The sequence below is a fragment of the Micromonospora sp. ABR4_055 genome (assembly GCF_056160425.1).
On the sequence record NZ_JBSWXD010000002.1, the window covers coordinates 1 to 24,230 of the forward strand.

Sequence of the window (24,230 nt, forward strand, 5' to 3'; positions counted from 1 at the left end):
ACTTCGCGGGTGGGGTCTGACGAGACCCGCGCGTAGATGACCGCTCGCATGCCGGTGATCGTACACGTGTTACGTACAGTCTCTGGGGACAGTGCTGTTTAGGGGGGTGTGTCTGCGGGGTGCTTCTTCGGCCCGCGCGTCACGCTAGTCCGCTGGTGGGAGCTGGTTTCAGCTAGCGCGTCGCTCGGCGTCGTCGGCGTCGTACAACTGGCTGATCTGGGCGAGGGTTGCGGCGGCCCAGGACCGTAGGCCCGGTGACCGGTCTGGGTTGTCGCGGATCTCGACGAGCCGTGCGGCGTAGTAGCTCATGTTGGGGTCGTCGTCGGCGACGGCTTGGTTCTCGCCGTTGAGTAGCCGGCCGATTGTGCCTTTGGGCCACTTCAGTGCGGCTTCGAGGCTTGTGAGGGTGCGTTCGCTGTATCCGCCTGGTTCGCCGCCTTCGATCTTTCTGATGGTGGCGTCGGTGGGTCCACCTGCGGCGTTGACTTCCTTCTGGGTGAGTCCGAGTTGGCGGCGGCGTCGGGCGACGTGTTCGCCGAGGCGTCGCCAGTCGGGCTGTTCTGTCACGTCGATCATCATGCCTGACAGCTTTTGACAGGTCCACTTGGACACCCAGCGTGATCGAACCGTCGCTCATGCATGGACGTGAGTATGTACCCATCGGTACCGGAAATCCAGACTCCTCCCGCAACAACTGACCAACAACCCAGCCCCACCTGTCTCTTGCTTTCTTGCGCAAGTTAGCGCAAGCTTGCGCTATGCCGACCCCGATCCCGCCGCAGGTCAGCCTCCGCGCCCTCCGCGAGGCCCTAGGCAAGACCCTGGAGCAGGTCGCCGCCGACATCCGCGAGCAGGGCGTCCCAATCTCGGTCGCCGGCCTCAACAACGCCGAACTCGGCCACCGCAACGCCTCCGACCGGGTCATGGACGCCTGGTGCCGTTCCCTCGGCATCAAACGCATGCACGTCCGCCAAGGCCCCGAGCTACGCGACTGGCTCACCATCGACACCCACGACGACCGGTCCGCGGCATGACTCCCCGCAAGTTCGTCACCGTGCCCGACGGCCGCCGCTGGCCCGGCCGGTGGCCCCAGTCCATGCCCGCCACCGGCGAAGGTCCGTTCATCGCCGCACTCGCCGCAACCCTCGGCGGAGCATGCGAAGTCGCCCTGCCCGTTGGCCGCGCCGACGTCGCCACCGGAGACACCGTGTTCGAGGTCGAACCAGTCAAGTCGTGGCGGAAGGGTGTCCGGCAAGTCCTCGCCTACGCCGGCCAGACCGGTCAACAGCCCGCAGTCGCCCTGTTCGGCCCGGCTGACTACGTGCCGATCTACCTGTTCCTCCGGGACCGGCTCCCGGCTGTCCGGCTGTGGGTGTGGCGGTGCCGCTGGAAGCCGGTCACAAGCCGAACCACAGCTAGCGGCGCCCACTACACCCGATACGACATCCCACCGGTGGTAGGTGAGGCCCACACCGAAGGCGAGGCTGCGCCCATCCCGGCTCGGCTCGCCCGCTATGAGGCGCTGGTGCCCGCCCACACCACGGATCCGGCCGAGCGGGCGAAGTGCCGTGACCGGCTGCTGCGCGCGGACATGGCCCGGCGGGGTAGCGAGTCGGCTGCGAAGCGTCGGAGCGCCGCCTGATGCACCCTCGCGCGATCACCACCCCCGCTGGCACCGCTGTGCCGCTGAAGTCAGGCGGCTGGGCCGTCGACAACAGCGCCGCGTTCCCGGCCTGGGTGCCTGACCGCGCTTCCGCTGCGGCATGCCTCGGTGTGCCGCCCCGATCGTCTGCCGGCGTAGGAACCGTACGCCCGGCGCCGGCAGACCCCAACGTCCCGGCCGCCGTGGACGTCCCGTCCCCAACAGGGCGCGTGATCCCGCAATCAGCGGCGGCCGGGGCACGGGGGAAGGCAGGTACCCCGATCCACACCCCCGGAAGCGGTGTGCCTGTCTTCCCCGCAGACCACCCGCCCGTGCATGCGGGTGAGGCCGCCGGCCGGCTTGCCGCCGCACCCCCGTTTGCGGCAGGCGAAGCCCTGACTGGTGCCGGCGCACCGGCCTGGGCAGCCGACAGCTTCCACACCCGGTAACGAGTGATGCCCGCCGGGGGTCGGATCCCGGCGGGCACCTGGCAACTCAAGGAGTCCCTTTGACTGACATCCAGACTATCCGACCGGCTGATGCGCCGCCCCGTGAGGGTGACCGGCCGACGCAGGCCGACCCGCCGGTTGAGCCGCCGCCGCCGACGTTCCCGAACGGGCCGCGCGGTCCCCGGTTCCTGCCGTGCTGGACCGACGACCAAGCGTGGACCGGCGAGTTGGTGGCCGAGATCGCGTTCTACGGGATGCGGCTTCCGGCCACCGAACCGGTTAAGGCGGTGCCCGCATGACCGACGCCGCGACTGCCCAGTATTGGGCACGGACCGTCGCCCCTGCTGCCCACGCGCAGGCGCACCCGAAGCCGGTGCAGGGCTGTCCTGGCTGCCCGCCCGTCCACGCGTGCGTGTGGTGCGGGCTTCCCCCGGCCGACTGCCCGGACCTGACCGGGCACCGAGACCTGTGGGCGGCCGGTGAGACGTCGTGGCGGCGCGACCCGGACCACGCCCACTTCTGGTCGGAGTCCGAATCCGAGCAGATGCCGGACCGGTTGGCGGTGGCTGCCTGATGTACACGCTCTACGACGAGTTCGCCGGGGTCGGTGGGTCTAGCCTCGGTGCGTCTCGCGTCCCCGGGGTTGAGGTCATCTTCGCCGCGAACCACTGGGACAAGGCGATCGAAACCCACCAGGCGAACTTTCCCGAGGCGGGTCACCACTGTGGTGACGTCATGTCTCTCGACATGGACAAGGCGCCGCGCGCCGACATTTTCTGGGCATCCCCGGCGTGCCCACCCTGGACAGACGCACGCGGCAAGAAACGCGACTTCGACCAGCAGACCATCCAACAGGGTGTCCTGTTCGGCGAAGACCCACTCGACCCGTCGATCAAACGGGCACGTGCCCTCATGGAAGAAGTCGTCCGCTACCTGCGGGCCAAAACCCGGCAGGGCAAGCCTGTCCTCGTCGGCGTGGTCGAGAACGTCATCCAGTGCCGGCTGTGGGCCGAGTGGGACCGCTGGATCTGGCAGATCGAAAGCGAGGGCTACACCACCCGGGTCATCGCGTTCAACTCGATGCACGCCCGTGCGCCCCGGTCTGCGCGTGCCCCGCAGTCCAGGGACCGCCTGTACGTCGCCTACTGGCACAACAGTCTCGGTCGCCGCCCGGATTTCGACAAGTGGCTGAGGCCGACCGCGTGGTGCCCGATCTGCGCCGAGCAGGTGCGGGCGATGCAGGTGTTCAAGAAGCCTGGTGTGGACATGGGCCGCTACCGGGCGCAGTACGTGTACCGGTGCCCTCGGGTGTCGTGCCGTCACCAGCCGGTTGAACCGGACGTTGTGCCGGCCCTGTCGGTGATCGATCCGGGTTTGCCCGGGGTGGCGATCAAAGACCGGCCGGATCCGCTGGCTGAGGCGACGGTGGACCGGATCAAGGCGGGGATGCGCCGCTACTGGCTGCCGATGCTCACCCCGGCGGGCGGAACGTGGCGGGACGATCCGGTGCCGCTGCATTTGCCGATGCCGGCCAGGACCACGCGGGAGTCGGATGGTGTGGCGGTTCCTCCGCTGCTGCCTGCCGGAACCCGTGCGGCGTCGCTGCCGGTCCAGGCGGCGGTTGCCGATCCGGCCGGGCTTCTTCCGTTCCTGACTCCGCTGCGGGGCGGAGGCGACAAGGGCCGTGCCCGAGCCGTGCAGGAGCCGCTGACCACGGTAACCGCATCCGGGAACCATCACGGGTTGGCGTTGCCGCCGCTGGTGATGCGGAACAACACCCCACGCGGGGATGCCGGCTATCTGTCGACGCCGGTGACGGAGCCGTTGAGGTCGGTGACCACGGCGGGGCATCAGTCGCTGATCTCGTGGAGTTCGTCGCTGCTGGTGCCGTACTACGGCAACACGGAGACGGCGATTCCGGCTGCCGGGCCGGTGGGTGCGTTGACGGCCCGAGCCCGATACGGGGTGGCGCACGCAGATCGGGCGATCGGTGTGGACGATCTGCGGCTGCTTGACGGCCTGGTGGATGACCTGATCGGCGATGTCCGGTTCCGGATGTTGACGACGCGGGAGATCGGCGACGCGATGGCGATCGACCGGTCGTACCGGGTCCTGGCGACGACGAAGAAGGACATCACCCGGCTGTATGGGAACGCTGTCACCCCGCCGGTGGCCGAGTTGATCGTGTCGGCGCTGGTTGAGGCGATTTCCGGTGAGCAGTTGGAGGTGGCCGCATGATCCGCCGCGACACGTCAGCCGATCAGGTGCCAGACACCGCCGCCTTCCACATGACCGACGGCAGCCGTCTGGAGATGTGGGACCGGGCCGGCGGCTGGATCCTCGGCACGCTCATCACCGTCGGCGGCGTGCTGATTCTCGCCGGTCTGGTCCGCCTGTACGGGGGTGCCCTGTGAAGTCGTCTCGGGAGTGGCCGTTCGGCCGGCGCGGCACCCTCCTCTACTGGGGTGCCGTTGTGGCTGCGGCCGGTGCGGTGGCTGTGGTGGTGTCCTGCGCGCAGGGCGGGTGGTCGTGGTGATCGCCGTGTTCGAGCAGCTTCTGCCAGCCTCGCGACGGCGGGTTGAGACTGCGCTGCAGATGCCCCGCCGCAGGACGGTGTGGCGGGTGCGTGTCCAGATACCGACCCACGTGTCGGTTGAGACGGTTCGGCGGCGGATGCCGACTTCGCTGGCGATGCGGGTGTCGCTGCTGGATGAGCCGCGCCCTGACGGTTGGACCGATGTGGTGTGCCTGCACTGGGACGCCGCCGAGTTGGTGTTCGCGTCGGTTCGCCGGGTGTGGCCTGGTAGCCGGGTTGTCCTGGTCTCCGAGGAGCAGCCATGCGACCAGTGATTGTGCCGTGTCAGCACTGTGGCCGGATTGTCACCCGCGCCTCTGACGGCTGGGTGCATGTCGATGGCCGCACCGACTGCCTGGACGAGTGGTACCTGGCCGCCATCGGCACGGCCGCTGAGCCTGCCAGTCCCGAATAGGGCCGCTCTGCGTTTTGCGGGGGTGGCGCCGGCGTCCTGGCGTCACCCCCAACTTTTCGAGAAGGGGGACATTCATGAGTAGGAATGTTGAGGGGCGTGTGTTGCGGCGCCGAGATTGGACGGCGCTCAACCGGCAGCGGCTGTCGCAGGCCCGGCACGTCAACCCGGCCGACGGCCGACAGCTGGTCGCCGAGGTCGAGGCGTGGCTGCAGGCCGGTGGTGTCCGGTGACCGGCGTCGTAGAGCCGCAGGACTGGGTCACCGGCGGCGTGGCCGTCACTGCGGCCGTGTTGCTGTTCGGACTGCCGGCCGCTGCCGCGCTGTGGCACATGCTGGGGGTCCGGCTCGGTCTGGTCGGTGACGACCCGGCGTACAGGCCGGTGATGGCCAGCTACCGGGAGACCCGCTCCGCCGGCACCGGCAAGCCGGAACAGAAGCCGGACTTGGATGCGGATACGGGTGTGATCGCCGTCGTACCAGCAGCCCCGGAGTCGCGGGTCGACTACACCACAGCCGACCTGGATGGCCGTCCGGTGGAGGAGCAGGTGCGGCTGGTCAACGCCGGGCTGCCGCACCCGGCCGGGCAGGACGGGGACTGGCTGTCCGGTGCCCGGTCGCGGCCAACGCCGGTGACTGTCGCTGTTGGTGCGGCACATGCAGCGCTGCGATGGCGCACCGAGCAGGTGGCGCAGTTGACGTCGGACGGTGCCGCGTTTCTGGCGCGGGCCGCGCACCGGCGGGCATCAGTCCCCGTCGCCGCCGCTGGTGACGGGGAGTCGGGTCGGCACCGGAAGGACGACGAGCAGTGAGCATGTCGTGGTGGGAACGGGTGCGGCTGTGGGCGACCAGGCAAGGCCGGCTGGTTGACCTGGTCACCAGTCTCCGCGCGAGGTTGGCAGACGCTGCCGGCCACGCCGAAACGTTGCGGGAGCAACTGGACCGGGAGATCAACGCCCGGCGGGTAGAGGCCGCGCAGTTGCGGACCGAGTTGGCTGCGGCCGACCGAGACGCGCAGCTGCGGGAGGCCGAGCATCTGCAGGTGTTGGCGGCGGAACGCGGGTTCGGCAACGGGATGGCTGGCCGGTTGAACGCGTTGGATCGGGCTGCCGATGGCATGCCGCCTGAGGTGGCGGCGGTGATCCGCCAGTACACGCGCCCGTACGCGGTCAACGGCCGGGCGGTGGGCGTGTGAACGTGACGGTTGGCGCGGCCTTGTGGTGGTTCGGGCTGGACGGCAGCGACGTGCTTGTGTTGCTGCTGGTCGTGGCCGGGCTGCTCGTCTTGGTGGCTGCCGTTGTTGAGGGGTTGGTGGCTCGGCGGTGGCCTGGGCTGGGTTTGGGTTGGACGGACCCGGACGAGGTGCCGCCCCACTGGCTCCATCCTGAGGTGCCTGACCCGGAGGTGGAGTCGACGGTCGAGTTGCCGCCGGCTGCGCTGCCACGCCCGACGGGCACCTTGTGTGGGCCGGTCGTGCCGGACCCGTCGGAGACGATCGTCATGCACGTCGGCGGTGATCGGCCGTGTTGACGTTGATGGCCGCGCACCCAGCAGAGGCCTACGTGGTCGGGTCAGCGCTGGTGTTCGTGTCGGCCGGGGTGTTGCTGCGTCGGCTGCGGGTGTGGCGGGGGCACCGCAGTGTGGTGCGTGCCCGGCGTGCGGTGCGGTTCGATGCCGGGCCAGCACCGGTCCAGCCTGCTCGGCCTGATTCGGTGTGGCAGCAGCCCTGGTACATCGACCCGGACGTGACCCGGCTCGTCCGACGCGGGGACATGCCGACTGCGGTCATCCCACGGCTGCGGGACGGCCGCCGTGGATGACCTTGCCGTGCCGGCCCGCTGCGCACACCGGCCCACCGTTGGCGGCCGGGTTGTTCCCCACGTGTCCGTCACCGTCGCCGACGGGCGTCCTGTGCTCGGCGTCGTCCACCGCCGGAAGGCTGTCGCCTGCATCGTCAACAGCCTGTGCCAGATCTGCGGGCAGAAGCTGGGCAGGCCGGTGGTGGTGTTGGCGACCGCCGCCCAGGTTGAGGAGCGGTACAGCCCGGAGGCCGCACTGCATCCGGAGTGCGCCGCCTACTCGGTGCGGGCATGTCCGGTGGTTGCCGGGGAGCGGACTGTGTTGCGTGGCCCGGACCGGCACATCGGGCAGGGCTGCGATGTCGCGGGCTGTGGCTGCTCCGGCTGGGTGGACGCCGACAGCGGCGAGGGGGTGCGGGGTCGTCCGGTGGGGCCGTGGTTCGCGGTGTGGCTGGACAACTACGAGATCGGCATGGACGAGTCCGGCTCGCCGCAGTGGTTGGCGTGGCGGCGGTTCGAGCCGCGTCGAGTGCGCCCGGTCGGCGGCGGCCATGACTGACCCGTACGGAGAACGGTGTGTGCCGGTTGTCGACGAGCACGGCCAGGTGGTGGCGTCCGCTCGTGTGTCCGGCGAGCTCAGCCCGGAGACGCAGGCGACGTTGCAGGAGCTGGTGGCGGCAGCCCAACGCCGTGCCGCCGAGTTGGATGCCGCTGATCCGGGGGCATTCGAGCGGGACGAGGCTGCGGTGGAGCGGATCCGGGCCAAGGCCCGGCGAGCACGTGGCGAGCTGTGACCGGGTGTCAGGGCCGAGGGTTGCGCTTGGTTGGCGGCTTCCCGGTGCGGCCGGCAGGGATGCCTTCTGCCCGCGCAAGCGAGCGGATGTGGGTGCTGGTGAAGGGCACGATCCGGTACACGTCGCCGGGGCGGTGGCCTTGTCGGAGTGCGTTGAGGGCGGCGGCGATGACCTGCTGGTGGGCGGCGTTGCGTGCCGCGTCGAGTTCGCGGAAGCGGGTGGAGGCTTCGGCGAGTTCGGTCAGCGGGTCGTCTCGCTCGGTCATGGCGAAGAGGGTACCGGAAGTTGGTTGCGGAAGTCCCTTCCGGGATCGTAAGCTTGTTCCGTAAGTCAAATTCGGAAGATCATTTCGTAAGGGTGTGTTGTGTCTATGAGCTACACTGCCCCTACCCCTGGCCGCTACATGCGGAAGTCCGACGGAGCCCCAGTCACTGTCGGCGGATCCACCGGCACCAGCGGCAGGGAGACCGTCGCCGTGAAGGGCGTCGCGCAGGGTTCCCGCACCAGCCACGTCAGGCTGGAGAACTTCTGGCGCAAGTACCAGCCGTGGCCGGGCAACGCCCGGCGGTACTTGGTCCGGTTCGACCGGATCGGCCGCAATCACCACGTGCCCGCGCTCCACTCCGGGCCGGTGGCCAACGCCGACGAGTTGGCCGAGGAGATCAGCAGTTACGCCGACCGGTACCTGCTGTCCGGCGGCGCGGACGTCGTGATGATCGACGACCTGCAGAACGGCTACATCTCCTGCGGCGGCCGTCCCGGTGGCAGCTTCACGATCTCGGAACTCGCCCCGGCAGGCGGTGAGCAGCGGTGAGCCCGGAGCAGGTCGACCAGATGACCGCCGAGCAGATGCGGACCGCGCTCCACCACGTGGTTCGGCTGTGCAACAGCTACGCGGCTGGGCCGCCGCCGATCTTCCAAGGCCCTGGCCTGTCGGAACACGGGGTCGGCTACAACGCTGGCATGCAGGTCATGGCGCAGGCGGTGCTGTCGTACCTGGCCGGTGAGCCGAAAGAAGACCCCGACTGCTGCACCGAATGCGTTGCCGATTCGCGGGGTGGGTCGCGGTGACCGACTTCGACCTGCAGGCTGCCCGCCGTAACACCCCGAACTGGCCGCCAATGGACGGCGACATCTGGACCGACCGCAACGGCCGCGACTGGCTGACCAACATCACCGTGCTCCACGACGACCGTGCCGTCGTCGGATTCCACAGCGGCAACACCCACAGCATCCCGCGCTACACGCTGGAGATGCACGGCCCGCTCACCCTGAAGTTCGCCGGCCACGAACGGCAACGCTTCGACCAGTTGCCCGCCGACGCCCGGGAACGCCGCGCCGCCTACTTCGCCTCCGTCTGCTGGTTCTGCGGGCCGGAAGGTGCCACCGGTGACCTGTGCGACGACTGCGACCGGGACGAGGACGAACCGGAGGTGTCGGAGCCGCCCGGCCCGTACCCGTTCGACACGTCGTGGGTCGCCCAAGCGGCTGCGGGCTTGGACCTCAACGACGGCGAGCGTCCTGTTCGGCGCGGCTACGGCGGCGAGAACGCGTGGTGGCTGCAGTGACCGCCCCGATCGTGTTGACCGTGAAGCGGTATCAGTGCCCGCACTGCCACCGCTACACCCGGTCCAGCAAGACGGCCACCGTTCGACACATCGGCCGCTGCTGGCACAACCCTGCCGTCCGGAGCTGCAAGACGTGCACCCACTTCCGGCCCGCCTCCGATGCGTGTGGCTGTGAGCCGGGCTGCAACTGGGGCAACGGCGGCGAGGGCCTACCCGAGTCCTGTGCTGCCGGCGTCGACCTGAACGCCGATGGGGCCAAGCCCGGCCCGGTCGTCGGCTGCCCCGAGTGGACGCCCACCCCCAAGACTGAACGGAGCTGACCCATGACCCGAGCACTCCCCCAGCGTTACCGGCAAGCCCGCAACATCGACGACGGATACGAGGTCCGTATCAACTGTCTCGCCCACGACGGGGCCGAGGAATGGGCCACTGTCGTCTCCGCCCTGGAGATCCTGTCGCCCGTCCATTTCGTGACGTTGACTCTGGCTCCGGTCGACAAGTCGATGGGCTGCTGGTCGGAGGACGTGCACAACGTCCATCCGTCGGAGCCGTTGTGGTCGCGGCGACCGGCGAAGGCCAGCCGATGACCGTCCCGCCCGGTCACGTGCTTGACCTGACGCGGCTGCGGTCCGGCTGGTGGCAGGTGTCGTGTTCGTGCGGCTCCTACCGGTCGAAGCCGAAAGGCTTCCCTGGCCTGGCCGAGTCCGCCGGGGTCGCGCACGTACGGGCGAAGACGGGTGGTGCCCTGTGACCGACATCGGCGACTACGACCACATCGTTCGGAACGCCCGCACCCGCGACAGCCGCATCCAGGTGTGCGGCGGCTGCCTGCGTGACCTGAACGAGTGCCGCTGCCACAGCAAGACCAGCAACGACGCCGGGAGGCAGACCAGATGAACACGCGCGACTGGTCGTGGACCCGATGACCGTCACCGCCGAGAAGCCCACCGGTCCGGCCAACGCCGAAACCGACCCGAACACCGGCTCCCGCTACTACATCCACCCCATCACCGGGGAACGGTTCATCTCCGTCACCACCGTCCTCGGCTACATCGCCAAGTTCGGGCTACCCGACTGGGCCGGACGGCTCGCTGCCCAGGCCGCCGTCGATCGGCTCCCGTGGTTGAACCGCTGCTCCCGTAACCAGCCGTGCAACGCCACCCGCACCGACAACGCATGCGGGCAGTGCCCCGAATGCGCCGTCTATTGGCTGGCGAACCAGCACAACCAGGTCCGTGACGACGCCGGTGACCGTGGCCGCCGTATCCACGACGCCGCCGAGCAGATCGAACTGTTCGGCGAAGGCTTTCACGTCGATGACGACATCGCTCCCTACGTCGCCCGGTACCGGCGGTGGCGTGGCCTGTACCGGCCGCAGTTTGAGGCAGCCGAGATGACGGTGATCTCCCGAAAGTGGGGGTACGCCGGCACGCTCGACGGCATCCTGCGGTTCCCCGACGATTCGCCGTTGCCGCCGAAGTTGAAGCACCTCGCCGGGCTGGCAGTGGTGGACGACATCAAGTCCGGCAAGCACCTCGCCCACCCGGAGGGCTGGCAGGTCAACGCCTACGCGGGCGCCGACGCGGTGTTGCTGCCGGACGGGTCGGAGTTGCCGATGCCGCCGGTGCAGGCGGGTCTGATCCTGCACGTCCGGCCGGACAAGGTGCAGATGCGTGAGGTGCATCTGACTCCGGAGAACCACGCCAAGTTCGTCCACATGCTTCGTGTCGTTGAGGGCCTGACCTCCCCCCTCGGGACTGTCCTGTCCCGTCCCGTGAACCTCCCGAAGGAATCCTGATGCCGATCATTCAGCTCCAACAGCAGCAGACCGAGGTGGGCCGTATCCGGCTCGGTGTCCTCGTCCAGACGGCGAGCGGCAAGACCCGGCCCGGCAAGTTGGACCGGCTCCGGTTCACGTCCCCCCGGAAGGCACTGATCGAACGGATCGCCGACCTGTACGGCGGCGCCGTTGAGCCGTGGCAGCCGCCGAAGGGTGCCAGCCAGTGGCAGGTCATCACCAACACCAGCGAGGTGCCGGTGGTGGTTCCGCCGCAGGATCCGTCCGACAACCAGTGGTACGAGATGTGGTCGAAGGGCGGCTGTCTGCGGCGCTGCGACGGCCAGCAGGAGAAGATCACGAAGTCGGCGTGTCTGTGTGATCCGGAGGCGCGTGACTGCAAGATGCACACCCGGCTGCGGGTGATGCTGGAAGACGTTCCCGGCTTGGGCGCGTGGCGGGTCGACACCGGCTCCTACTACGCGGCCGTCGAGCTGCCCGGTGTCGCCCAGTTGTTGGCGATGGCACAGGGCGCGATCCCGGCCCGGCTCGTGCTGGACCAGCGGACGGTGACCCGGCAGGTCAACGGCGAGGCGAAGACGTTCAACTTCGCGGTGCCGACGCTGCATGTGGATGCGTTGACGCCGAAGCAGCTGATGTCCGGCCGGGTACAGGAGCTGATCGCGGCCCGGAACAACGCGGCGGTGGCTGGTGAGGTCCGTACGGCGATCGCCGCGACGGTGGACTACGGGTCACTGATCGACGCGGCGAAGACCCTGGACGCCCTGTACGGGCTTGCCGAGCAGGTGAAGGGTTCGCACGGCGGGGAGATCCCGGCGGATCTGCGGGTGCTGTTCGAGCAGAAGGCGGCGGCGATTCGGGCGGCCCAGCCTGCCGCCCCGGCGTCTGGCCCGGCAGCGCCGGTGGACGCGGTGGTGGTCGACGAGCTGGACAGCCTGTGGGGACAGATCCTGGCCGAGTCGCCGTGGGACGACAAGGCCGAGTTGGAGCGCAATTTCTGCCAACTGGTGGGCCGGTCGTCGGATGAGGCGTCGGCGGATGACATGCGCCGTTTTCTGGCCGCGATGGAGAAGGCAAAGAAGGCGCCGGTGCAGTCGTGACCGCGCCGTGGGAAGAGGTGTCTTTCGAACCGTGGACGCCCGTTGACGCCGAGAACGCGCTCCGCTGGGTGCTGCGCGCCATGCACGATGCTGCGCGGAAACTGGCCGAACTTCGTGACGCCGAGGTGGCCGCGAAGCACAGCTATGAGGGTGCCCGCCGGCTGGCGTTCTTCGACCAGGACTGCCCGAAGCCGGAGCGCGGCGGGTACACGGTCGCAGACAGGGAAGCGTGGATCGAACGGGCGACCGCTGTCGCGCGGCAGGAGTACGAGATCGCCACGGCCGCGAAGGAAGCAGCTCAGGATCATCTGCGGACGTTGAACTCGCAGTCGGTGGTGCTGTCGGCGTTGGCGAAGAACGTGCAGCAGACGTACGCGGTGGTAGGTGTGCGGTGAGCCTGTCACGTAGGACTCCGCTGGCTGCGATGTCGCCGAAGCGCCGTGCCCGCCTGGCTGCTGACGGCACCGTGCCGTGGTCGACGTTTGCCCCCGGATCGACGCTGGCCCGGAAGACGAAACCTCGGTCGAAGCCGTCGCGTCGGCCGGCTGACAGCAGCCCGGACGAGGCCACCGTACGGCTGGTGTGGGACCGAGACCAAGGCTGCTGTGTGCGCTGCGGATCTGCGCTGAGGCCGGCTGGTCGCGGGCTCGGCTGGTCGGTGCAGCATCGGGTGCTGCGGTCACATGGGGTCAACAACTCCCCCACCAACCTGATCCTGATGTGCGGGTCTGGTAGTTCGGGCTGCCACGGGCTGGTCCACTCCCGGCCGCGTATCTACCGGGATGCGGGCGGCTGGATTCTCCGCTCTACCGACAGCCCGGCCGGCATGCCGGTGTTGTACGCCGGCCGTGGCTGGGTGCTGTTGGACGAGTCGGGCGGCTACCAGCCGGCAGGGGTGGCGGCGTGAGTTCCCCCAATGCTGCAGACCCACCACGGTTGCCGACCACTCCATGCATACCGCCTCCGTCGAACTCATGGAACAACGGAAATGGATATTTTCGAATGAAAATAGATGGCAAGCGTGTGTATGTTCACCGCCAGGCTTACGTGGACGCCTACGGCCCAATAGCCCCTGGTCTGACACTTGACCACCTGTGCCGAAAGACGTGGTGCCGAAACCCGGACCACATGGAACCCGTTTCTGCCGTCCTAAATATCATGCGCAGCTTCGGACCGCCTGCGCTCAACGCCCGGAAAGACGTGTGTCCGAAGTGTGGTGGGCACTACGCGATCAGCTCGACGGGTCGCCGCCGATGCAAGCCGTGCAGGTTCAAGCAGCGCAAAGCCGTCGGCGAGACGCCAGGAACCGGCAGGCGCGCCGAGCACAACCGCGAAAAGACGCATTGCCCGTCGAATCACGCGTACGACGAAGCTAATACGAGGATTGTCCACAGGGGAGGCCGGATCGAAAGGCACTGCAGAGCATGCGATCGGGCGAGGGCAAAGGCCCGATACCTAGCGAGACGATCATGATTCGTCCCTGGCGAGTCATTATCACGGGTTCTCGGGAGTGGACCGACGCCGGTCTACTCCGGGACGTCCTCGACGGCTACGCCAGCAGCGCCGTCGGCCAGGGCGCGACCGGGCTGATGGTGATGCACGGCGGCTGCTACCCCGCCCGCGATCCGGAGACCGGTCGTATTCCGGCTAGGTCGGCGGACTGGTTGGCGCACCGGTGGGTGCACGACCTGCCGCATCCGCTGCCGGTCACCGAGAAGGTGTATCCGGCGGACTGGTCGGCGCCGTGCTGTCCGGAGTGTCAGCCGGGGCACCGACGGACCCGCCGTAACGGCAGCGACTACTGCCCGGCCGCCGGCAACTACCGCAACGGGGTGATCGTCGCCGACAACCCCGACCGTGGCGTTGGCTTCCAACTCGACGGTTCACCGGGCACCGCCGACTGCATTCGCCGTATGGAAGCGGCCGGGATCCCGGTGCAGCGCATCGTCCGCAACTCGGCAGGTGCCCGGTGAAACCGAAACGCAGCCGGGCCTGTGACGGCAAGGCCAAGCATCCGTCGAAGGACGACGCCTACGCCCACCGGCGGTCGCTGATCGCAGGTGGTGCATACGCGCCGATGCTGCGCGTCTACCGGTGCCGGTTTTCGCCGCCCGGCGCACCGCACTGGCATGTCGGCCACCCGACCGGCTCCCAGCAATCCAAATAGCACTCCCCCAACCCAACGCCCCAGGAGGCAACCCAATGACCAACGACGCAACCGACCCGGTCCACACCTGGTTCGGCCACACCTACTCCAACTACCTAGTGCTGCCCCGCACCCTCATGCAGTCCATGCCCGCCGACTGGCAGAAGCGGATGGTCGCCTGCCTCACCGAGATGGACGACGCGTTCGACCACATCGAGAAGGCCGAAGCCTACGTGGTGACGGCCGCCGTCGAGTCCACCTACTCCGACCTGTCGCAGGACGACATGGAGCTGCTGGGGGTCACGGTCGGCGACGGCGACGGCAACGAGGTGTACTACGACCGAGACGGGACCGAGCACGGCCCGCACGATCGGGTGCTGGCACCTCGTCGGGGCGGTGACCCGGTGCCGGGCTACAACCGGGGACGCACGTTCATCCAGCCGCGGCTGTCGGGCGGTGCCCGATGAGCGACCGGTACGCCTACTCCACCACCGACCCGGCCGCGCTCGCCGCCTGGCGGGACACGATGGCCGCCGAACACGCCCACCACCAGACGATGAAGGCCGCGATCGACGCAATGCCCGGCGTCAAAGGTGCCATCGTCCGCCAGGGCATCTTCCACGCCCGCGAACGGATCATCGCCCTGATCCCCGACGGCAGCGGCCAGGTGCCCGACGGGTGGCGGCTCCTGCGTGGCAACGGGGTGAGACTGGAGCCCCGCCGGGGAAAGCCGGGCGACAACGCCCGAGCCTGGTTGGAGGCGCATCAGCCGCCGGACGTCCGCGCCGTGCTGACCGGTCACGGTCTGCCCCGTTTCTCGACCCGCCCAGCCGGCGGCGGCCGGGTGTTGAACTCCGAGCCGATGATCTTCGAGTGGGACGGGACGCTGTGGGCCTGCTACAAGGGCAAGCCCGGAGACTTGCTCGACTCGTCGGCGACGTGCACATGGACGCCACGGCTCCTGTCCGAGTTCCACGCCGCGCTGGAGGCTGTTGAGGCGGCCGAGCAGCAGGCGAAGGCAGCAGCCTGATGGCCGAGATCAGCTACGAAAACAACACCGTCGTCAAGGTCACCATCGAGGGCCGCATCACCGCGAGCGACGAGCACGACATCACGATTACGACCGACGTCATGGGCGCGATCAGCATCGACCTGTTCGACCCAGCCGTCACGGTCGTCGTGGTCGCCCCGCCGGAGTGGCCGCCGATCGCGGGTGACGTGTGGGTAGACCCGAAGGGCAACCCGTACCTGTACGACCACGATCGCGACGAGCTACGGGACAGCGACGGCTTCACCGAGTCGCCCGCGTACGTGCTCAAGGCGGTCGGACAGTTGCGGCTGGTCCACCGCAAGCCCGCCGAGGGCGGTGACCGCTGATGTGGACGTGGATCTGGCTGCGTGTCGCCATCGCCGCCGTTCTCACCCCGGCCGTCAAGGGGATCGCCTCTCTCCTCGACGTCGCGATGCCGTGGTGGCTGGCGGCCGTGATCGCCTTGGTGTTGGTGTTCATCGGTCATCTGGTCATCGTCGTCGTTGATGGGGGGGCCGACTGATGGCCGCCTACCCCGACCTGTACGTGCAGGTCCACGCAGCCATCGACCGGGCCGAACGTGCCGTACCCGGCACCGTGCCGTACCCGTTCATCGCCGCCACCCGCGCCACCGCCACGAGGCACCGGCCCGTCCCCTACCACGACGGTGAACACCCCGACCTGGTCGAACAGTGCGGCTGGGAAAACGGCGACGACGTGTTCGTGCCGCACGCCAAAGACTCAGACGGCACCATCCACGCCACCCACCGCTGCGTTGAGGAATCCGACGACGACGGAACCACGTTTGGGCGCACCTGGGTCCCCTGGCCGTGCCCGTCATTCGCAGACATCGCCCGCAGCTTCGACCTCACCCCGACCGCCGAGGAGGCCAGCCGGTGAACGTCGCAGACATGCCGGTCCTGTCGATCCGCCGCCCATGGGCCGGACTCATCACCGCCGGCTTCAAAACGGTCGAGAACAGGTCGCGGAATACCCGCTACCGCGGCTGGTTCCTGATCCACGCCTCACAAACGTGGGAGTCGGACGGGCAGATCCGTGCCGAGGCCCTGCCCACGTACTCGTGCGACCCGGTCAACAACCCGACCGGAATCATCGGCGGCGCCCGGCTCGTAGACAGTTGCCCGGCGCAGTTCGAGAACAACGTCGCGGACTGCGGCTGCGGCCCGTGGGCTGTGCCCGGTCAATACCACTGGCGGGTGGCCGACGCCTGGCAGTTGCCGGCTGCGGTGCCGTGTCGTGGCCGGTTGGGCTGGTGGCGGCTGTCCCCCGATGGCGGGATCGCTGTCCAGGTGCAGGCGCAGGTTGACGCCCGCACCGTGCTCGCCGCGTCACTCGGAGGCAACCAGTGACCGCCGTCATCGACCTTCGCACCTGGACTGTCCTCATCCCAGCCCCCACCCAACTCTGGTCGTCCAACGACTCCCACAAGAAGGGCCACCGCGCCACCTCCGCCATGCGCAAGCAGTGGCGTGAGGCCGCGTACCAGCACGCCCAGATCCACCGGCTCCCCAAAGGGCTCGACCGCATCCGGCTCGGGTTCGTCTTCCACTTCCCCGACAACATCCGCCGCGACGCCCTCAACTACGCGGACACGGTCAAGCCGATCATCGACGGCTGGGGTCCGCCGTTCTTTCAGGCGCCGACGAAGAAGGACCCGAAGGGTAAGAGCGCCCCCGGCTGGGCGTTGATCCCGGACGACAGCCCCCAGTATTTGGAGTCCACGTCGCTGGCGATCGGCCCGCTGTGGCGTCACGTTCTCGCCGAGTTGGAGCCGCGTTGGGCGCAGCGTCTGCAGTCTCCGTACGGCGGGGTCACCGCCACCATCTTCGATCTGTCGGAGGTGGCCCGTGGATGACCTGTGCGAGCTGACGGAGCTGTCGAAGTCGGGCTGCGCGCACTGCCGCAACCTGCCAGACCCGTTCGCAGACACCACCCCTACCCGGCGCAGCACCGGCGACGGCGAAGGCCCCGGCCCGGCAATCCACGCCCGGTGGGCCGGCAAATGCGCCTGCGGCGAGACCTTCGCGGCCGGCGACTCCATTCGGGCCGACGGTGACGGCGGATGGCTCGCCGACTGCTGCGCCCACCTCACCAACCCAGACCACTGAAGGAGAACGACTCGTGCGCTCCTACGAAGAAGCCCTCGCCGCATCCCACAACAAGTCCGCGTTCTCCAACGGCAGCGAAGGCTACGCATGGATGGCCAACTGGTGCGACCAGTGCATCCACGACCGGTCCGTCCGGGTAGACGGCGTCGCCCCGGACCCGCGTAACGGCGGACTCGTCGGCTGCGCCCTGGTCGGCGTGTCGCTGATGAACCGCACCCCAGTCGAGTGGATCGACAAGCGAGACAACGGGCACCGGCTCGGCGACACCTACCACTGCACCGAGTTCCGCGACGAAACCGATGGGGACGGCGACCCCCCGCCGACTGGACCGGACCCGGTGTTGCCGGGGCAGGTGGACATGTTCGAAGTGTTCGCCGATCAGATCGCTGACCAGGCAGCAACGGTCGAGACGGTGCCGACATGACGTTCGTACTGCTCGTCGCAGGCATGGTCCTGACAACCATCGCTGTCCTGCTGATCGCGGCAGCGTTCAAGCAGGCCGGCCGCCCAGCGGAAAGCCGCCTGTGGCTGGCCGCCGCCTTCACGGTGCTCGCCGCCGGAGGACTGTACGCAGCCGTCGGCCTGCCGGCGCTGGGGCTGATCACCGGGCTGACCGCGCTGCCGCTGGCCGCCATGTGGCACAGCTACGGGCAGCGAACCGACTCACGACAGGAGGACATTCGATGACCGATGTAACCCTGCCCCGCCGGATCCAGCGGCGCCGAACCAAAGGCTGGCGCAAAAACGATCCGGAGTTGCTGCGGGCTGCGTTGGTGGATGAGCTCGCCGGCCGGGATCTGGTCTGCTACTGCCCGCTCACCGCTGTATGTCACGCAGACGTGCTGATCGAGTTCGCGGCGGAGGTGCAGCGGTGAGCCGGGGTATGCGGTACGCGTCACCACGCTGGTCCACCATCACCTCCGACGACTGGCGCGACAACGCCGCCTGCCGGGACACCGATCCAGAGGCATTCTTCCCGATCTCCAAAGACGACGCCGAGGCGACAAAGACCCTCTGCCGCCGCTGCGACGTCCAGCAGGAATGCCTGCGGTGGGCGCTCGAATCCGGAGAGGACTTCGGTATCTGGGGCGGCATGACCGCCGAGGAACGCCGCGAATACAAGCGCATCTACGGAACCAAGGTGATCCCCGCGTGAACGCCCAACTAGCCGTGACCCTCATCGCCTGGACCCACTTCGACGCTGACACTGCCTCACAGGTCATGGAAGGGTTCCACACGGACGCATCCGGCGGTCAGGCCCTCGCTGAAGCTGCCGGACGCACCTGCTACAGCAGCTTCCGCAAACCCAACCCGGCGACCGCCACCAACGCCGGCTACCTGCGACACATCCTGGACAGCGGGCACCTGTCGGTGCTAGAGCACGGCAGTGTCACCTTCTACCTGACCGGGATCTCCCGGTCGCTGACCCATGAGCTGATCCGGCACCGGCACTTCTCCTACTCCCAGCTGTCCCAGCGGTACGTGCCGGAGCGCGACGCGGCCATGGTCGAGCCGGCGGTGATCGCCGAGGATCCCGAGCTGCACCGGCAGTTCGTCGCCGCCGCCGAGGCGAGCGTGCGGGCCTACACCGAGCTGCTGGAGGGTCTGGAGAAGCGGTTCGTCGACGAACCCAACCCGACGCTGCGCCGCAAGCAGGCCCGGCAGGCGGCTCGGGCGGTGCTGCCGAACGCCACCGAAACCCGGATCGTGGTCACCGGCAACTACCGGGCCTGGCGGCACTTCATCGGGATGCGGGCCACCGAGCACGCCGACGTGGAGATCCGCGACCTGGCGGTGGAGTGCCTGCGGCAGCTGCAGCGGGTCGCGCCGAGCGTCTTCGCCGACTTCGAGATCCGCCGGTTGCCGGACGGCAGTGAGGTCGCCGCGAGCCCGTTGGGCGGTGAGGACTGATGCTGCTATCTGACAAGGGCATCGCCGCCGCGATCAAGCAGGGCCACCTCACGGTAGATCCGCTCGGGCCGGGCGCGGTCCAGCCTGCATCCGTGGACGTCCGGCTCGGCCCGAAGCTCCGGGTGTTCAACAACCACCTGTACACCCACATCGACCCCGTGACCCGGCAGGACGACCTGACGTCGCAGGTCGAGGTGCCCGACGGAGACCCGTTCGTTCTGCACCCCGGCGAGTTCGTGCTGGCCTCAACCTGGGAGACCGTCACCTTGGATGACACGGTGGCGGCCCGGTTGGAGGGCAAGTCCAGCCTCGGCCGGCTCGGGCTGCTCACCCACTCGACGGCCGGCTTCATCGACCCCGGCTTCTCCGGTCAGGTCACGCTCGAACTGTCCAACACGGCAACGCTGCCGATCCTGCTGCGGCCGGGTATGTGGATCGGTCAGCTGTGCATGTTCCGTCTCGACTCCCCCGCTGAGCTGCCGTACGGGCCTGCTCGCGGCTCGCACTACCACCGCCAGTCCGGGCCGACCGCGTCGCGGGCGTGGCAGTCCTGGACCAATCCTGAGGAGACCCCCCGATGACCATCCGTATCGACAACCCCCGGGCGTTCGCTGACGCCGTCACCGCCGTCGCGAAGGCGCTGCCGTCCCGGCCGTCGGTGCCGGTGCTGTCCGGCGCCCGGCTCACCCTCCTACCTGACGGCTCGTTGAAGGTCGCGGGCTTCGACTACGAGGTGTCGACCGTCGTCATCTGCCCGGACGTCACCAGCAACGGCGGCGACGGGCTCGACGTCCTCGTATCCGGGCGTCTGCTGGCGGAGATCGCCAAAGCCCTGCCGAACAAGCCGGTAGAGCTCACGCCCGCCGGCACCAAACTGGAGCTCGTCTGCGGGTCCGGCCGGTACACGCTGCCGACGATGCCGGTCGAGGACTACCCGACCCTGCCCGACATGCCCGCCCACGCGGGCAGCATCGACGCGTCGGTGTTCGCTGCCGCGGTCGCGCAGGTGGCGGTCGCGGCCGGGCGGGACGAGTCGTTGCCGATGATGACCGGGGTCCGGGTCGAGTTGGCCGGCGGCCGGATGGCGCTGTTGGCGACTGACCGGTACCGGCTCGCCGTCCGGGAGATCGACTGGCAGCCCACCCAGGCGGACGTCAACCTGTCCGCTTTGGTGCCAGCTTCCACGATGGCCGACGTCGCCAAGGCGCTCGGTGCGGCCGGCGGTACGGTGATGCTTGGCCTCGGCGACACCGACCGCGAAGGGGTGGCCGGGTTCGCCGGGGCCACCCGCGCCACCACCACACGGCTACTCGACGGCGCCAACTACCCGCCCGTCCGCTCCCTGTTCCCCGACAAGGTCAACGCCACCGTGGTCGTGGACACTGCCCGGCTGGTCGAGGTCGTCAAACGCGTCGCCCTGGTCGCCGAACGCACCACCCCGGTGCTGCTCACCTTCAACCCCGACGGGGTGCTGACGGTCGAGGCCGGCAGCAGCGAAGAAGCCCGCGCCTCCGAGGCGATGGAGGCCGCGTTCACGGGTGAGCCGCTGACCATCGGCTTCAACCCGCAGTACCTCATCGACGGCCTCCACGCGGTCGACGCCAAGCAGGCCCACTTCTCATTCGTCGACGCGTTCAAACCGGCGGTGCTCGCCCCGCTCGACGACAGCGGCGAACCGGACACCGGCTATCGCTACCTGATCATGCCCATCCGGGTCACCCGATAGCACCCCAACCTGAGGAGAAGACCATGGCAGGAGAACCACTCATCACGATCATCGGCAACGCCACCGGCGACGCTGAGCTCAGATTCACCCCGGCCGGAGTTGCGCTCGCTACGTTCACCGTGGCTTCCACCCCGCGAGTCAAGAAGGGCGACTCCTGGGCGGACGGTGAAACCACGTTCTTCCGGTGCAGCGTGTGGCGCGACGCTGCCGAGAACGTCGCGGAGACTGTAACGAAGGGGATGCGGCTGGTTGTGCACGGCCGGTTCAAGACCCGCCAGTACGAGAAGGACGGACAGACCCGCACGTCCGTGGAAATCGACGTCGATGAGGTCGCCCCATCGCTCCGCTACGCAACGGCACGGGTCAACAAGATGCAGCGCTCCGGCTCCGGCGGCGGGAGCCAGGGTAGTGGTGGCGGGTTCGACGACCCATGGTCCACCGCCACCCCGGCACCGGCTGGCCAGCCCGGTGGCGGCTTCGACGAAACCCCGCCGTTCTGATGCGCCGCCGAGCGTTGTTCGCCGTGGCCGCCACCATGGTTGCCGGGCCGCTGACCGCGGCCTGCAACCCGGAGCCGGCACCGCAGCCTGCCGAGGATGTGCCGGACTGCGACTTCGGCGACCTGCTGGAAGGCGACCCCGACTGCTACGGCAAACCGTCCACCAGTCGTAAGCCGACGCCGACGGCCCAGCCGAGGAAGACGACGGCCGGCGGGGCGAAGCCGGTCGGCAAGCCCACGCCTAGGCCGAAGAAGACCAGGCGTTAGCCCTGCGGCTCTGCTGTTTGTGGCGCGGCCCGCGTGTGTGGTGGGCCGCGCCACCCCCGTTCCCACCCATCCATCGACAGAACGGAATCCACCTGATGCTCACTGTTGACGTTCTCCTGCCGTGCGGTACCGACTCCGCTCGCAGGCGGCACATCGCGCACGGTGCCCGGTGCCGAACATGCTGGCCCGACACCGGCCTACCGCCGCTGCCGGAGGCGTGTCACTCAGATAGCGACATTGAGACGCTGCCGGCCAACTGGCTGGACCAGCTCATCGCAGAGCAGTTCGGCCCCGGTGAGGTGCCGGCATGAGCGGCTACCACCTCACCGTCATCCGCACCTTCGCCAACTCCGACTACGTGTGGACCCACACCGGGTACTCCGAATACCTGTCCGCAGCTGAGGCGCAGCGGAACCGCGAGCAGCGGCTGCGGGATGCTGGCCGGTCGTTCACGTCGGGTCCGGGATGGCTGGAACACGACGAGGATCGCGGCCATCCTGAACTGTTCGGCCGGATGCGGCTCGAATGGCGGCCAGCCGACAGCAGGCGGGACCGCTGATGCTGCGCAAAGGCCGCCGGATCGTCAACCCGCTTCCAGCACGCCGCCGACGGCTGACAGCAGACAGCCCCGCCCGCGTCCGCGAACGCGCCCAGCAACTCGCCGCCCAGGCGTCTGCCCCAGGAGCCGACCGGGCGGCGATCCTCGCCGCGCTCAAACCCGTCCGCACCTGTGTCCGAAAAGGAGCATCGCGGTGACCATCTCCGGTGAAACCCCACGAACCCGGCTTGCTGCCCGCCGCAGGCTCCGCGCAGAGGGGCACCCAGCCGACGCAGACACAGTTGATCAGCTTGCCGTCGAACTGGCGGCTGCAGTTGAGGCGGGGGCGGACCGGGCCGACGTACTCACGGTCCTCAAACGTGCACACCAGCTTGACGGGGAGACCCGGCGGTGACCGCCGACGAGACCCTGCTCGTCGCTAGCCTGCAAAGCAGCGTGCCCTGGCTGATCCGTGACCTCGCCCGGCTGCCCAACCGTGTCCGGCAGCGCCGCATCGACCTGTGGGCCGCCGACGGCGTCGAGCAGATCGCCTACCGAGGCGACATTCTGCAGTTTCGGGGCGGGCGGCCGGGTGAGACCGCGCAGGTGTGGACGGCGTTGGCCCGCGCGTTGGCGGCTGCAGCGTTTCAGCCCGGCGGTATCACCTTCCTGGGCCAGCATTGGTGTTCCGACCACAGCGTCTGTGACCGGGCGATGGAGGCCCTGGCGGCCGAGGCCGCGTTGGATGCGATCGGCCCCGTCCACGGGCCGGACCAGCCGCACACCTTCCACGGCCGCACCATCGCAACCGTCACAGTTGCGGGCGGTGTGCTGTGACCGGCGTTGACCTGGAACTGGCCCACGGCTACACCCTCGCCCAGGTGCAGCACCTGGCGAAAGCAGCCGTCAACCTCTCCGGCACCTACGCCTCCGACTACCTTGACCGGCTCCACGCAGCCCACAGCTCCATCATTGAGGCCCTCTACACCGCCGAGCACTGGCCAGCCCGCTACGACCTCATCCGCGCGGGAGCTACCGCTGTCGCCCGCCTCGTCGAAGCCGACCTCCGCAGTCGCGGATACCGGCGCGGCAGCGGATACAACGGGGCCGCCAGCGCACCAGGGTTCGCTCTCTACTGGTGGGACCTGTCCGCACCCGCACCCTCACCCGAAGACGCCGTCGTCGAGCGCACCGCCATCCGGCAGATCATCGGTCTGCTCACCCCCAAGCAGCTCGCCGCCGTCACCGCCTTGGCCGCCACCGGCAACCACGATGCCGCAGCGAAAGCGCTTGGCCGCGCCCCGATCACCGGGCGGGGATTTGTGTCGTGCCCTGGTTGGCCGCATCCGGGTTCGTTGCCGTCGCGGGTGTCGACAGCGATGGACAGGCTGGCCCGGTGGTCGCCGGAGTGGTTTGACGCGCGGACGTCGTTTTGGGATGCGCTCGCGGGCCGGCACCTGCACGACGGGCATGGGGTGGACGAGCTGAACCCGACCACTGGGCAGGTGACCGGGTAATGGGCTCAGCTTTCCTCGGGGTCGTCAGGCTCGTCTGGTGGGGTCCAGTCCTCCCACGGATCTCCCATCGCCTCGCACGCCTGGCTGTACCAGACAGCCGGGACCAGCATCGCCGCCGGAGCGCTGCGGCGCAGGACGACGGTGTGTTCACCGTCTCGTTCTGCGGCGTCGATCCGGCCGCTGAAGTTCTGGCGCACCTGCTGCGCGCTCATGATCCGCCGTCTGGCCATGGCGGCAGTGTACGTCCCGTTGTAAGCCCTGGCAGACCTACGGGGTGCTACAAGCATGGGGCAAGTCTCCTGTCAGCTTGGCTTGACATGTACAGCGTACG

49 protein-coding genes are annotated in these 24,230 nt (G+C 68.7%); 46 read left to right on the top strand and 3 right to left on the bottom strand.

Annotated features, from left to right (window positions below; genetic code table 11):
- Positions 1-168: 168 nt before the first annotated feature.
- Entirely contained in the window at positions 169-567 is a 399-nt protein-coding gene (locus tag ACXAHD_RS00670) for a helix-turn-helix domain-containing protein (RefSeq protein WP_475047582.1), read from the bottom strand.
- A 191-nt stretch (positions 568-758) separates the two neighbouring features.
- On the opposite strand from ACXAHD_RS00670, the gene ACXAHD_RS00675 reads away from it, so the two are divergent.
- The 14 genes from ACXAHD_RS00675 (at position 759) to ACXAHD_RS00740 (ending at position 7,670) form a co-directional block, all read left to right on the top strand.
- On the top strand, positions 759-1,034 hold the full coding sequence (locus ACXAHD_RS00675) for a helix-turn-helix domain-containing protein (RefSeq protein ID WP_475047585.1): 276 nt from the start codon (positions 759-761) through the stop codon (positions 1,032-1,034).
- Positions 1,031-1,642, top strand: coding sequence for a hypothetical protein (locus tag ACXAHD_RS00680; RefSeq protein ID WP_475047588.1), 612 nt, complete (start codon positions 1,031-1,033; stop codon positions 1,640-1,642). Before ACXAHD_RS00675 ends, ACXAHD_RS00680 begins: the two co-directional genes overlap by 4 nt.
- 508 nt (positions 1,643-2,150) lie before the next feature.
- Positions 2,151-2,390: a hypothetical protein gene (locus ACXAHD_RS00685; protein WP_475047591.1), complete on the top strand. Its 240-nt coding sequence runs from the start codon at positions 2,151-2,153 to the stop codon at positions 2,388-2,390.
- Positions 2,387-2,665, top strand: a complete 279-nt coding sequence (locus ACXAHD_RS00690; protein ID WP_475047594.1) for a hypothetical protein — start codon at positions 2,387-2,389, stop codon at positions 2,663-2,665. The genes ACXAHD_RS00685 and ACXAHD_RS00690 overlap by 4 nt, the downstream gene beginning before the upstream one ends.
- Positions 2,665-4,329, top strand: a complete 1,665-nt coding sequence (locus ACXAHD_RS00695; protein WP_475047597.1) for a DNA cytosine methyltransferase — start codon at positions 2,665-2,667, stop codon at positions 4,327-4,329. Before ACXAHD_RS00690 ends, ACXAHD_RS00695 begins: the two co-directional genes overlap by 1 nt.
- On the top strand, positions 4,326-4,505 hold the full coding sequence (locus tag ACXAHD_RS00700; RefSeq protein WP_475047599.1) for a hypothetical protein: 180 nt from the start codon (positions 4,326-4,328) through the stop codon (positions 4,503-4,505). Before ACXAHD_RS00695 ends, ACXAHD_RS00700 begins: the two co-directional genes overlap by 4 nt.
- A gap of 259 nt (positions 4,506-4,764) precedes the next feature.
- Positions 4,765-4,941 carry a hypothetical protein gene (locus ACXAHD_RS00705; RefSeq protein WP_475047601.1) on the top strand — a complete coding sequence of 59 codons (177 nt, stop codon included), beginning with the start codon at positions 4,765-4,767 and terminating at the stop codon, positions 4,939-4,941.
- 241 nt (positions 4,942-5,182) lie between these two features.
- Positions 5,183-5,311 (top strand): hypothetical protein, encoded by a 129-nt coding sequence (locus tag ACXAHD_RS00710; RefSeq protein ID WP_475047604.1) that lies wholly within the window; start codon positions 5,183-5,185, stop codon positions 5,309-5,311.
- A complete protein-coding gene (locus ACXAHD_RS00715) occupies positions 5,308-5,889 on the top strand; it encodes a hypothetical protein (RefSeq protein WP_475047607.1) in 582 nt (193 codons plus the stop codon). Before ACXAHD_RS00710 ends, ACXAHD_RS00715 begins: the two co-directional genes overlap by 4 nt.
- Complete coding sequence (locus ACXAHD_RS00720) at positions 5,886-6,272, top strand: hypothetical protein (protein ID WP_475047609.1); 387 nt, start codon at positions 5,886-5,888, stop codon at positions 6,270-6,272. The genes ACXAHD_RS00715 and ACXAHD_RS00720 overlap by 4 nt, the downstream gene beginning before the upstream one ends.
- Positions 6,269-6,607: a hypothetical protein gene (locus ACXAHD_RS00725; protein WP_475047612.1), complete on the top strand. Its 339-nt coding sequence runs from the start codon at positions 6,269-6,271 to the stop codon at positions 6,605-6,607. The genes ACXAHD_RS00720 and ACXAHD_RS00725 overlap by 4 nt, the downstream gene beginning before the upstream one ends.
- A complete protein-coding gene (locus ACXAHD_RS00730) occupies positions 6,601-6,897 on the top strand; it encodes a hypothetical protein (protein WP_475047614.1) in 297 nt (98 codons plus the stop codon). Before ACXAHD_RS00725 ends, ACXAHD_RS00730 begins: the two co-directional genes overlap by 7 nt.
- A complete protein-coding gene (locus tag ACXAHD_RS00735; RefSeq protein WP_475047616.1) occupies positions 6,890-7,435 on the top strand; it encodes a hypothetical protein in 546 nt (181 codons plus the stop codon). The genes ACXAHD_RS00730 and ACXAHD_RS00735 overlap by 8 nt, the downstream gene beginning before the upstream one ends.
- A gap of 19 nt (positions 7,436-7,454) precedes the next feature.
- Positions 7,455-7,670 (top strand): hypothetical protein, encoded by a 216-nt coding sequence (locus ACXAHD_RS00740; RefSeq protein ID WP_475047618.1) that lies wholly within the window; start codon positions 7,455-7,457, stop codon positions 7,668-7,670.
- A gap of 7 nt (positions 7,671-7,677) precedes the next feature.
- Here ACXAHD_RS00740 and ACXAHD_RS00745 read toward each other — a convergent pair whose 3' ends face one another.
- A complete protein-coding gene (locus ACXAHD_RS00745) occupies positions 7,678-7,935 on the bottom strand; it encodes a hypothetical protein (RefSeq protein ID WP_475047620.1) in 258 nt (85 codons plus the stop codon).
- Between the two features lie 138 nt (positions 7,936-8,073).
- On the opposite strand from ACXAHD_RS00745, the gene ACXAHD_RS00750 reads away from it, so the two are divergent.
- The 32 genes from ACXAHD_RS00750 (at position 8,074) to ACXAHD_RS00905 (ending at position 23,899) form a co-directional block, all read left to right on the top strand.
- Positions 8,074-8,484: a hypothetical protein gene (locus ACXAHD_RS00750; protein ID WP_475047622.1), complete on the top strand. Its 411-nt coding sequence runs from the start codon at positions 8,074-8,076 to the stop codon at positions 8,482-8,484.
- The gene (locus ACXAHD_RS00755) at positions 8,481-8,741 is read left to right on the top strand and encodes a hypothetical protein (protein WP_475047625.1); all 261 of its coding nucleotides are present in this window, start codon (positions 8,481-8,483) and stop codon (positions 8,739-8,741) included. The genes ACXAHD_RS00750 and ACXAHD_RS00755 overlap by 4 nt, the downstream gene beginning before the upstream one ends.
- Positions 8,738-9,238 (top strand): hypothetical protein, encoded by a 501-nt coding sequence (locus tag ACXAHD_RS00760; RefSeq protein ID WP_475047627.1) that lies wholly within the window; start codon positions 8,738-8,740, stop codon positions 9,236-9,238. Before ACXAHD_RS00755 ends, ACXAHD_RS00760 begins: the two co-directional genes overlap by 4 nt.
- Before the next feature lie 323 nt (positions 9,239-9,561).
- Positions 9,562-9,825 (top strand): hypothetical protein, encoded by a 264-nt coding sequence (locus ACXAHD_RS00765; protein ID WP_475047630.1) that lies wholly within the window; start codon positions 9,562-9,564, stop codon positions 9,823-9,825.
- Positions 9,822-9,989 (top strand): hypothetical protein, encoded by a 168-nt coding sequence (locus ACXAHD_RS00770; RefSeq protein WP_475047632.1) that lies wholly within the window; start codon positions 9,822-9,824, stop codon positions 9,987-9,989. Before ACXAHD_RS00765 ends, ACXAHD_RS00770 begins: the two co-directional genes overlap by 4 nt.
- Positions 9,986-10,135, top strand: coding sequence for a hypothetical protein (locus ACXAHD_RS00775; RefSeq protein ID WP_475047635.1), 150 nt, complete (start codon positions 9,986-9,988; stop codon positions 10,133-10,135). The genes ACXAHD_RS00770 and ACXAHD_RS00775 overlap by 4 nt, the downstream gene beginning before the upstream one ends.
- A 25-nt stretch (positions 10,136-10,160) precedes the next feature.
- Entirely contained in the window at positions 10,161-11,036 is an 876-nt protein-coding gene (locus tag ACXAHD_RS00780) for a hypothetical protein (protein ID WP_475047637.1), read from the top strand.
- Positions 11,036-12,136, top strand: a complete 1,101-nt coding sequence (locus tag ACXAHD_RS00785; RefSeq protein ID WP_475047639.1) for a recombination directionality factor — start codon at positions 11,036-11,038, stop codon at positions 12,134-12,136. The genes ACXAHD_RS00780 and ACXAHD_RS00785 overlap by 1 nt, the downstream gene beginning before the upstream one ends.
- Positions 12,133-12,531 (top strand): hypothetical protein, encoded by a 399-nt coding sequence (locus ACXAHD_RS00790; protein ID WP_475047641.1) that lies wholly within the window; start codon positions 12,133-12,135, stop codon positions 12,529-12,531. The genes ACXAHD_RS00785 and ACXAHD_RS00790 overlap by 4 nt, the downstream gene beginning before the upstream one ends.
- A 275-nt stretch (positions 12,532-12,806) precedes the next feature.
- Positions 12,807-13,043, top strand: coding sequence for a hypothetical protein (locus tag ACXAHD_RS00795; protein ID WP_475047644.1), 237 nt, complete (start codon positions 12,807-12,809; stop codon positions 13,041-13,043).
- A 95-nt stretch (positions 13,044-13,138) separates the two neighbouring features.
- Entirely contained in the window at positions 13,139-13,609 is a 471-nt protein-coding gene (locus tag ACXAHD_RS00800; RefSeq protein ID WP_475047646.1) for an HNH endonuclease, read from the top strand.
- Positions 13,606-14,109 carry a hypothetical protein gene (locus ACXAHD_RS00805; protein WP_475047648.1) on the top strand — a complete coding sequence of 168 codons (504 nt, stop codon included), beginning with the start codon at positions 13,606-13,608 and terminating at the stop codon, positions 14,107-14,109. The genes ACXAHD_RS00800 and ACXAHD_RS00805 overlap by 4 nt, the downstream gene beginning before the upstream one ends.
- A 229-nt stretch (positions 14,110-14,338) precedes the next feature.
- Positions 14,339-14,749: a hypothetical protein gene (locus ACXAHD_RS00810; RefSeq protein ID WP_475047650.1), complete on the top strand. Its 411-nt coding sequence runs from the start codon at positions 14,339-14,341 to the stop codon at positions 14,747-14,749.
- Positions 14,746-15,312 (top strand): hypothetical protein, encoded by a 567-nt coding sequence (locus ACXAHD_RS00815; protein ID WP_475047653.1) that lies wholly within the window; start codon positions 14,746-14,748, stop codon positions 15,310-15,312. Before ACXAHD_RS00810 ends, ACXAHD_RS00815 begins: the two co-directional genes overlap by 4 nt.
- Positions 15,312-15,659 (top strand): hypothetical protein, encoded by a 348-nt coding sequence (locus ACXAHD_RS00820; RefSeq protein ID WP_475047655.1) that lies wholly within the window; start codon positions 15,312-15,314, stop codon positions 15,657-15,659. Before ACXAHD_RS00815 ends, ACXAHD_RS00820 begins: the two co-directional genes overlap by 1 nt.
- Positions 15,659-15,835, top strand: a complete 177-nt coding sequence (locus ACXAHD_RS00825; RefSeq protein ID WP_475047657.1) for a hypothetical protein — start codon at positions 15,659-15,661, stop codon at positions 15,833-15,835. The genes ACXAHD_RS00820 and ACXAHD_RS00825 overlap by 1 nt, the downstream gene beginning before the upstream one ends.
- On the top strand, positions 15,835-16,212 hold the full coding sequence (locus tag ACXAHD_RS00830; RefSeq protein ID WP_475047659.1) for a hypothetical protein: 378 nt from the start codon (positions 15,835-15,837) through the stop codon (positions 16,210-16,212). Before ACXAHD_RS00825 ends, ACXAHD_RS00830 begins: the two co-directional genes overlap by 1 nt.
- Positions 16,209-16,682 (top strand): ASCH domain-containing protein, encoded by a 474-nt coding sequence (locus ACXAHD_RS00835; RefSeq protein ID WP_475047662.1) that lies wholly within the window; start codon positions 16,209-16,211, stop codon positions 16,680-16,682. Before ACXAHD_RS00830 ends, ACXAHD_RS00835 begins: the two co-directional genes overlap by 4 nt.
- A complete protein-coding gene (locus tag ACXAHD_RS00840; protein ID WP_475047664.1) occupies positions 16,679-17,188 on the top strand; it encodes a hypothetical protein in 510 nt (169 codons plus the stop codon). Before ACXAHD_RS00835 ends, ACXAHD_RS00840 begins: the two co-directional genes overlap by 4 nt.
- Positions 17,181-17,441 (top strand): hypothetical protein, encoded by a 261-nt coding sequence (locus ACXAHD_RS00845; protein WP_475047667.1) that lies wholly within the window; start codon positions 17,181-17,183, stop codon positions 17,439-17,441. The genes ACXAHD_RS00840 and ACXAHD_RS00845 overlap by 8 nt, the downstream gene beginning before the upstream one ends.
- A gap of 13 nt (positions 17,442-17,454) precedes the next feature.
- Positions 17,455-17,865, top strand: coding sequence for a hypothetical protein (locus ACXAHD_RS00850; RefSeq protein ID WP_475047669.1), 411 nt, complete (start codon positions 17,455-17,457; stop codon positions 17,863-17,865).
- A complete protein-coding gene (locus ACXAHD_RS00855; protein ID WP_475047672.1) occupies positions 17,862-18,128 on the top strand; it encodes a hypothetical protein in 267 nt (88 codons plus the stop codon). The genes ACXAHD_RS00850 and ACXAHD_RS00855 overlap by 4 nt, the downstream gene beginning before the upstream one ends.
- Positions 18,125-18,316, top strand: a complete 192-nt coding sequence (locus ACXAHD_RS00860) for a DUF4326 domain-containing protein (RefSeq protein ID WP_475047674.1) — start codon at positions 18,125-18,127, stop codon at positions 18,314-18,316. The genes ACXAHD_RS00855 and ACXAHD_RS00860 overlap by 4 nt, the downstream gene beginning before the upstream one ends.
- 8 nt (positions 18,317-18,324) lie before the next feature.
- A complete protein-coding gene (locus ACXAHD_RS00865) occupies positions 18,325-18,597 on the top strand; it encodes a WhiB family transcriptional regulator (RefSeq protein WP_475048164.1) in 273 nt (90 codons plus the stop codon).
- A complete protein-coding gene (thyX, locus tag ACXAHD_RS00870; RefSeq protein ID WP_475047676.1) occupies positions 18,594-19,352 on the top strand; it encodes an FAD-dependent thymidylate synthase in 759 nt (252 codons plus the stop codon). The genes ACXAHD_RS00865 and thyX overlap by 4 nt, the downstream gene beginning before the upstream one ends.
- Positions 19,352-19,933, top strand: a complete 582-nt coding sequence (dcd, locus tag ACXAHD_RS00875; RefSeq protein WP_475047678.1) for a dCTP deaminase — start codon at positions 19,352-19,354, stop codon at positions 19,931-19,933. Before thyX ends, dcd begins: the two co-directional genes overlap by 1 nt.
- Entirely contained in the window at positions 19,930-21,078 is a 1,149-nt protein-coding gene (gene dnaN, locus ACXAHD_RS00880) for a DNA polymerase III subunit beta (protein WP_475047681.1), read from the top strand. The genes dcd and dnaN overlap by 4 nt, the downstream gene beginning before the upstream one ends.
- Positions 21,079-21,101: 23 nt before the next feature.
- Positions 21,102-21,578 carry a single-stranded DNA-binding protein gene (gene ssb, locus ACXAHD_RS00885; RefSeq protein ID WP_475047683.1) on the top strand — a complete coding sequence of 159 codons (477 nt, stop codon included), beginning with the start codon at positions 21,102-21,104 and terminating at the stop codon, positions 21,576-21,578.
- Between the two features lie 23 nt (positions 21,579-21,601).
- Positions 21,602-21,844, top strand: coding sequence for a hypothetical protein (locus ACXAHD_RS00890; RefSeq protein ID WP_475047685.1), 243 nt, complete (start codon positions 21,602-21,604; stop codon positions 21,842-21,844).
- A 307-nt stretch (positions 21,845-22,151) separates the two neighbouring features.
- Positions 22,152-22,403 carry a hypothetical protein gene (locus ACXAHD_RS00895; RefSeq protein ID WP_475047688.1) on the top strand — a complete coding sequence of 84 codons (252 nt, stop codon included), beginning with the start codon at positions 22,152-22,154 and terminating at the stop codon, positions 22,401-22,403.
- Between the two features lie 390 nt (positions 22,404-22,793).
- Positions 22,794-23,219 carry a hypothetical protein gene (locus tag ACXAHD_RS00900; RefSeq protein ID WP_475047691.1) on the top strand — a complete coding sequence of 142 codons (426 nt, stop codon included), beginning with the start codon at positions 22,794-22,796 and terminating at the stop codon, positions 23,217-23,219.
- A complete protein-coding gene (locus ACXAHD_RS00905; protein ID WP_475047693.1) occupies positions 23,216-23,899 on the top strand; it encodes a hypothetical protein in 684 nt (227 codons plus the stop codon). Before ACXAHD_RS00900 ends, ACXAHD_RS00905 begins: the two co-directional genes overlap by 4 nt.
- Positions 23,900-23,904: 5 nt before the next feature.
- Here the strand turns inward: ACXAHD_RS00905 and ACXAHD_RS00910 are convergent, their stop codons facing one another.
- A complete protein-coding gene (locus ACXAHD_RS00910; RefSeq protein WP_475047695.1) occupies positions 23,905-24,129 on the bottom strand; it encodes a hypothetical protein in 225 nt (74 codons plus the stop codon).
- Positions 24,130-24,230: the final 101 nt, after the last annotated feature.